Raw genomic sequence first — 6995 nt, 5'->3', positions numbered from 1 at the left:
AAGCAGCGCCTCCACCCCCACACCCCGTTCGAGCAGCGCCGCCGCGACCGACTCCGCCCCCGGCTCATGCCAGTTGACCGAGGCGTGGTCCGGAAGGACCGTCCACGAGTGGATCTGCTCCAGACGTACGGCCGGGTCCGGTTCGGCCCAGGCGCCCGTCGTCACCCCGACGGGAACGCCGACGAGCGAACGTACGGCCTGAATCGTCGCCGCGACCGCGCGCGGCGAGAGGGTGTCATGGCCGCAGGGGGTCTTGGGATGGACATGCACGTCCATGGCCCCCGCGGCGACCGCGTGCGCCGCCGAACGGGCCATGTCCTCGGGGGACATCGGGATGGCCGCACCGTCGGCCGTGCCGCGTGCGCCGTTGAGACAGACCTGGATCCACACCATGCCGTCGATGGTGCCAGCCGTCACTGACAGGGGGCGCGGCTTCATCGGCGCACCCTCGTCATCCCGGTCACCCCCGTCACCCCAGTCACCCCGTCGTCCCGCGCGCCCCTCAGGCCGACAGGGCCGATGCCGCCGCCATCCCCGCAGCCGCCAGCAACGCCGGCTGCCTGCCGCGCCCCCGTATCCGCATCAGGGCCTCGGCCGTGAGCACCGGGCGCGGCACCACGATGCCGCAGTGCTCGCAGAGGGGGCCCGAGAAGGGCTCGTGGGTGAGTTCCGGTTCCCAGGCGATATCCGTGGAATCGCACACCGGGCAGAGATCGCCGGGGTCGCGCTCGAGGGCGGCGATCAGCCGCCGCAGCACCGCGTCCAGCGGTGCGGAGGGGTGGACCGAAGGGTCGTCGCACCACGCTATGCCGTGGCCGCCCCAGGTCAGCCGGTGCCAGTCGTCGATCACTCCGGGCCGGCGCAGCCCGTCGTGCTTCTCCTGCTTGCGCCGGGCGGCGAAGTCGCGCTCGTAGGCGAGCCAGACGGCCCGGGCTTCTTCGAGTTCGTCGAGCGCGGCCTCGAGCCGCGCCGGATCAGGGGACCGGTCCTCCGGGCCGAAGCCGGCCCGGATGCACAGATGGTCCCAGGTCGCCCGGTGGCCGTAGGGGGCGAACCGTTCGAGGCATTTGCGCAGTGAATAGCGGCGCAGCGCCAGGTCGTTGTGAGGGTCACGCACCTGTCTCGCGAGGCTACGGAATCCGGCCATCGCCATGCACCTCCGTCGCTGGTACTCGGACGTTGCGGGTTGGACGTAACGGGTCGTGATTCGGCTCCCTCCAGCTCCATCCGATTTCCGATGGGCCCCATCACTGCTGCATGCGGGGCAGCAGGGGCCTGCGAGTGTGGTGAGTTGGAAAAGGTGACGCATGTTCACCTTCTGCCGGGCTCCTACCGTCGGTAACCTCCGGTGACCGCACTCGCGGGGTGCTTCACTTCTAGCCAGGAGGAGCAGGTATGCGACAGCGCATCCCCCGGTTCAGAGTCCGCAGCAGAACCTCCAAGCCCGCCCGCGCCGGGGGCGTCCTCGCCGCGGCGGCCGCCCTCGCCGCAGGGCTCCTGATGCCCCTCCCGCAGGCCGCGGCAGCCGCCGAGCCGCCCGCCGACCACTGCGGGGACCAGTGCGTCGACATCCTGCCGCCGGGTGCGAACGGTTCCGCCACGCTCGTGGAGATCCTCGGCCACCGCCTCTTCGGTACGAAACCGGCGCACAGCGACGACCAGCTGGCCCCCTATGACGCCCTGTCCTCGGGCTACGGGTCCCTGACCGACGCCCGCCTAAACAGCTACTTCCAGGACGCGTCCTTCGGTGTGCCCGCCGACCAGGTCGCCTCCGTCACGCGCCCGCGGGGCGACGTGACGATCACGCGCGACAAGAAGAACGGCGTCCCGCACATCAAGGGAACCACGCGCTACGGCACCGAGTTCGGCGCGGGGTACGCCGCGGGCCAGGACCGGCTCTGGCTGATCGACCTGTTCCGCCATATCGGCCGCGGCGAGCTCACCCCGTTCGCGGGCGGCGCACCCGCCAACCAGGGCCTGGAACAGAGCTTCTGGCCGCAGGCCCCGTACACCGAGGAGGACCTGCAGGCGCAGGTCGACCACATCCTGAACAGGCAGGGCGAGCGCGGCAAGCAGGCCATGCAGGACGCGCAGGCCTACATCGACGGCCTCAACGCCTATCGGGTTCAAGCCAAGAAGGGCCGGTACTTCCCCGGTGAGTACGTGCTCACCGGCAAGGTCGACGCGATCACCAACATCGGTGAGATCCAGCCGTTCAAGGTGACCGACCTCATCGCGCTCGCCTCGGTGGTCGGCGGCCTCTTCGGCGGAGGCGGCGGGGGAGAGGTGGAGCAGGCGCTGTCGCTGCTCGCCGCGCAGAAGAAATACGGCGTCGAGGAGGGCACCAAGGTCTGGGAGTCCTTCCGTCAGCGCAACGACCCGGAGACCGTCCGGACGATCCATGACGGCAGCAGCTTCCCGTACGCCGAGAAGCCCGCGAAGCCGCGCGGGATGGCGATGCCCGACGCGGGCACGGTCGAGCGCGAGCCGCTGATCTTCGACCGTACGGGCGCGGCCGCGCAGAAGACCCCGGCGAAGGATCCGGTCAAGGCGCCGGCCACACTGCGCAAGCTGCAAGGGATGCATGATGACGGGGTGCTGCCCGAGGACCTGTTCAGCGCCAAGAAGGGCATGTCCAACGCGCTGCTCGTCTCCGGCAAGCACACCGCGAGCGGAAATCCGGTGGCCGTGTTCGGGCCGCAGACCGGGTACTTCGCGCCACAGCTGCTGATGATGCAGGAGCTGGACGGGCCCGGCATCAAGGCCCGCGGGGTCTCCTTCGCCGGCGTCGGCATGTACATCCAGCTGGGCCGCGGCGTCGACTACTCCTGGTCGGCCACCTCAGCGGGCCAGGACATCACCGACACGTACGCGGTCGAACTCTGCGAGCCGAACGGCGCCGCGCCGACCAAGCAGTCCACGCACTACCGCTACAAGGGCGCCTGCGTCCCGATGGAGAAGCTGGAGAAGCGCAACGCCTGGAAGCCGAGCCTCGCGGACTCCACCGCCGCCGGTTCGTACCGCCTGCAGGTCTTCCGTACGCACTACGGCATCGTCACCCATCGCGCGCTCAGCGACGGCAAGCCGATCGCGTACACCTCGCTGCGCTCCACCTACCGCCACGAGGCCGACTCCATCATCGGCTTCCAGATGTTCAACGATCCGGGATACGTGCAGGACGCCAAGTCCTTCCAGCGGGCCGCCGACCACATCGGATACGCCTTCAACTGGTTCTACGCCGACTCCCGGGACATCGCGTACTACAACAGCGGCTCCAACCCGGTGCGCGCGGAGGGCGTGGACGCCTCCTTCCCGGTCCGTGCCGAGGACGCGTACGCCTGGAAGGACTTCGAGCCCGCGGGCAACACCGCCGCGTACACCCCGATGAACGAGCATCCGCAGTCGGTGAACCAGGACTACTACATCTCCTGGAACAACAAGCAGGCCGACGACTACAGCGCCGCCGACTTCAGCTTCGGGGCCGTGCACCGCGGCGACCTCCTCGACGACCGCGTCAAGGAGCTCATCGGGGACGGCAAGGTCACCCGCGCCTCCCTGACGCAGGCGATGGCCGAGGCGGCGGTCGCGGATCTGCGGGGCGAGCAGGTGCTGCCGAAGCTCCTGAAGGTGATCAGGCCCCAGCCCCTCGCCGATCCGCAACTCGCGACGGCAGTGCAGCAGTTGGAGGCCTGGCAGCAGGCGGGCACCCTGCGCAACCAGACCGCGGCGGGCTCCAAGACGTACGCCCACGCCGACGCTGTCCGGATCATGGACGCATGGTGGCCGCTCCTGGTGGAGGCCGCGTTCAAGCCCGGCCTCGGCGACGAGCTGTACACGGCGCTGACCGGGCAGCTCGGCGTCGACGAAGCGCCTTCGGCGGCGCACGGACCGACCGGCGCGCATGCCGGTTCGGCCTTCCAGCGCGGCTGGTGGGGCTATGCCGACAAGGATCTACGGGCGGTACTCGGCCAGGAGGTCAAGGGCCCGCTCGCCCGCACGTACTGCGGTGGTGGTGAACTCACCGCATGCCGGGACTCGTTGCTCGCCACCCTCCTCCAGGCCGCCGCCAAGCCGGCCACCGAGGTCTACCCCGGTGACGAGCACTGCAAGGCCGGCGACCAGTGGTGCGCGGACGCGATCGTGCACCGCGCGGTCGGCGGGATCACGCACCAGCCCATCCAGTGGCAGAACCGGCCCACGTATCAGCAGGTGGTGGAGTTCCCCTCGCACAGGTGAGCTTCGTGAGGCGGTGGGCCGCCGCTATGCGTGGATGCGGCCCGCCGCCAGCACCACCTGCGCCAACTCCCTGTGCAGAATGTCGCTGTGGGCCCCCGACGGGGGTCCGCCGCGGCGCACCTTGGCGGCCGCGTCGACGTTCACACAGCCGTCCTTCGGCAGCCCGCCGTCGAGGGCCCGGGCGAGTGTGAGGCGCTTGGTCCCGTCGACGCCCTTGATCCCGCCGTAGCCGAGCGCGCCCCACTTGGCGTCGTCGCCGAGCAGCCCCGTCGAGTCGCCGGCCAGCCGGGAGGCCAGCGGATAGAACACCTTCAGCGCCGCGTCGTGCTCCGAGTGGCAGCACACCAGCGGTCCGTCGATCCGCCGCTCCTGCCCGCGCAGCACACCGCCGCCCGCCTGATGGGGCAGCCGGGGGGCGAAGGCGTGGTGCGAGAAGGCGCCCTGCAGCAAGGTCACCGACTTCACGCTCGTCACGCTCTTCGGAAGACCGCGCAGCGCGAAGGAGACAAGACGCGCCCCGAAGCTGTGCCCGACGAGGTGGATCCTCAGGTCCGGGTTCCGCTCGGCCAGTTCCCCGAGCGCGGGCCCGAGCCCCAGCTGTCCCACCGTGCCCGCGCGGCGCTTCATCGCGTAGTACGTGCCCTGCCGCAGCAGCTCCTTGCCACCGTTCCACAGCCGGTCGAGGCCGATGCCGAACGCACCCTCGCGCGAGCCCGACGGCACGGCGCCCAGCTCCTCGAGGGCCTCGGTGAACGCCCGGCAGACGGTGGCGGTGTCGTCGAAGAGCATCGCCGGATCGCTGCTGCCAGCAGCGTCGTCCCCGGCCTCGATGTCCTGGGCGAAGGAGGCCGGCGCACCGCGCGGCGGAACCTCCACCAACTTCCGTACGAACAGCCCGAACTCATCGAACGCCGCATGGTTGGTGGGCTGTTCGGCGAGCATCCGGGCCAGCCGGTCCACGACGTCCACGCGGTCCGGGAACACCGTGCGCAGCGCCTGCCGGGTCGCCTCGTCGAGCTCGGGCCGCAGCACCGGACCGACCGCATCCACGGGCCCGGCGGCGCTGCGCGGGTCGAAGTCGGGGATCGGCTCGTCGGTGAACCGCATCGCCGGCCACAGCACCCCCACATACCCCGTCGTCATCGGGGGCGCGAGGGCGGCGAACGGCGCGAAGAACCGGTCGTAGAACGTGGTGGCCATCGACCGGTCGTTGTTCCACCCGTGCGCGAACACCACCAGATCCCGGACGCGCAGCGCACGCAGCGCCGCCAACTGCCCGGCCTGGACGTCCCCGTCCGCGTCGAAGGTGAGCTCCCGGTACGGTGCGACGCTGAACTCCGGCATGACCGGCCTCCGTTCACGGACCCTGGCACAAGGGGTGCGCCCAGCATCGCGCCGGGGTCCGTGCACGGCCAGCCTTCTGCCGCCGTATCAGCGATACGCGAGGTACTTGCGCCGTACGGCTCGGAAGGCGTCCAGCTCGTCCTGCCAGCCGCCGACGACCTCGTCCACCCCGGCCCCGGCGTCGATCATGGTGCGGACCTGCGTGGAACCGGTGAGCTTGTCGATCCAGTTGTCCGGCCGCCAGGCGAAGCCGCTCCAGGTCCGCTTGGCGGTGATCAGGAGTCCGATGCCGGTACGGACCGGATCGAAGTCCTCGCGGTCTTGCACATGGACCTGGACGCCGCCGACGGTCTTGCCCTGGAACTTGGAGAAGGTGGGCGCGAAGTACGCCTCGCGGAAGTCCACACCGGCCAGGCCGAGTTCATTGGCCGCCGCGGCCCACTGGCGCCCGATCCCCTCGGCGCCGAGCAGCTCGAACGGGCGGGTCGTGCCGCGGCCCTCGGACAGGTTGGTGCCCTCGAACAGACAGGTCCCGGAGTACACAAGGGCCGTCTCGGGCGTGGGCATGTTCGGGCTCGGCGGCACCCAGGGCAGCCCGGACGCGTCGTAGAAGTCGTCGCGCCGCCACCCGGACATGAGCACGGTCTCCAGCGGAACGGGCGTGCTCAGGTACTCGCCGTTGAACAGCCGGGCCAGCTCGGCGACGGTCATGCCGTGCGCCTGCGAGATCGGCTCGCGTCCGACGAACGTCGCGAACTCCTTGTGCAGGATGGGGCCCAGGGCAGCGCGCCCTGTGACGGGGTTCGGTCGGTCGAGCACGACGAAGCGCTTGCCGGCCAGGGCGGCGGCCTGCATGCAGTCGAAGAGCGTCCAGATGTACGTGTAGAAACGGGCGCCGACGTCCTGGATGTCGAAGACGACCGTGTCCACGGTGGACTGCGTGAAGATGTCGGCCAGCGGCTGACCGCTCTTCTGGTACGTGTCGTACACGGGCAGCCCGGTCGCGGGGTCCTCGTAGTACCCCTCGGACCCGCCGGCCTGCGCCGTCCCTCGGAATCCGTGCTCGGGGCCGAAGACGGCGACGAGGTCGACGCGGTCGTCGGCGTGCATCACGTCGACGATGTGGCGTACGTCGCGGGTGATGCCCGTGGGGTTGGTGACGATGCCGACGCGCTCGCCGTCGAGCTGGGCGTAGCCGCTTGCGGCGAGGCGCTCGAAGCCGGTGCGGAGCTTTTTGCCGCGGGTCGGGTCGGCGGCGGCCGCTCCGGTGGTGGTGGCTGCTGCCGCCGTGCCTGCGGCTGTGGCGGCAAGCAGCGTGCGTCTGGAGAGGTGGGTCATGAGGCCTCCGGTCCGTCGGGGTGCGGGTTGCGCCTGCGGCGGGCCCGTTTCCCCTACCCGCCCCTTCCCGAAACTGG

At 70.5% G+C, this 6995-nt stretch carries 5 protein-coding genes; 1 reads left to right on the top strand and 4 read right to left on the bottom strand.

From position 1 onward, the window contains the following. Together G6045_RS38115 and G6045_RS38110 are read right to left on the bottom strand one after the other, a co-directional pair. The coding region (locus tag G6045_RS38115) for a 3-keto-5-aminohexanoate cleavage protein (protein ID WP_206344726.1) at positions 1-393 on the bottom strand (393 nt) is incomplete at its 3' end. A 109-nt stretch (positions 394-502) separates the two neighbouring features. Further along, a complete protein-coding gene (locus tag G6045_RS38110) occupies positions 503-1147 on the bottom strand; it encodes a hypothetical protein (RefSeq protein ID WP_165336826.1) in 645 nt (214 codons plus the stop codon). 248 nt (positions 1148-1395) lie between these two features. Here G6045_RS38110 and G6045_RS38105 point away from each other — a divergent pair, with 248 nt between their 5' ends. Next, complete coding sequence (locus G6045_RS38105) at positions 1396-4236, top strand: penicillin acylase family protein (protein ID WP_165336825.1); 2841 nt, start codon at positions 1396-1398, stop codon at positions 4234-4236. A 24-nt stretch (positions 4237-4260) separates the two neighbouring features. On the opposite strand, the gene G6045_RS38100 is transcribed toward G6045_RS38105, so the two are convergent. Both G6045_RS38100 and G6045_RS38095 read right to left on the bottom strand, forming a co-directional pair. Next, positions 4261-5580: an alpha/beta fold hydrolase gene (locus G6045_RS38100; protein ID WP_165336824.1), complete on the bottom strand. Its 1320-nt coding sequence runs from the start codon at positions 5578-5580 to the stop codon at positions 4261-4263. Between the two features lie 87 nt (positions 5581-5667). Continuing rightward, the gene (locus G6045_RS38095) at positions 5668-6918 is read right to left on the bottom strand and encodes an exo-beta-N-acetylmuramidase NamZ family protein (protein WP_165336823.1); all 1251 of its coding nucleotides are present in this window, start codon (positions 6916-6918) and stop codon (positions 5668-5670) included. Positions 6919-6995 lie beyond the last annotated feature (77 nt).

The sequence above is a fragment of the Streptomyces mesophilus genome (assembly GCF_011044995.1).
In the GTDB taxonomy this organism is placed as follows: Bacteria; Actinomycetota; Actinomycetes; order Streptomycetales; family Streptomycetaceae; genus Streptomyces; species Streptomyces mesophilus.
This window is presented reverse-complemented; position numbering and strand designations above follow the sequence as displayed.

Excerpts from the sequence above, each read along its gene's own strand:
- G6045_RS38110 (WP_165336826.1), bottom strand. The coding sequence starts at position 1,147 with ATGGCCGGATTCCGTAGCCTCGCGAGACAGGTGCGTGACCCTCACAAC.
- G6045_RS38100 (WP_165336824.1), bottom strand. The coding sequence starts at position 5,580 with ATGCCGGAGTTCAGCGTCGCACCGTACCGGGAGCTCACCTTCGACGCG.
- G6045_RS38095 (WP_165336823.1), bottom strand. The coding sequence starts at position 6,918 with ATGACCCACCTCTCCAGACGCACGCTGCTTGCCGCCACAGCCGCAGGC.
- G6045_RS38105 (WP_165336825.1), top strand. The coding sequence starts at position 1,396 with ATGCGACAGCGCATCCCCCGGTTCAGAGTCCGCAGCAGAACCTCCAAG.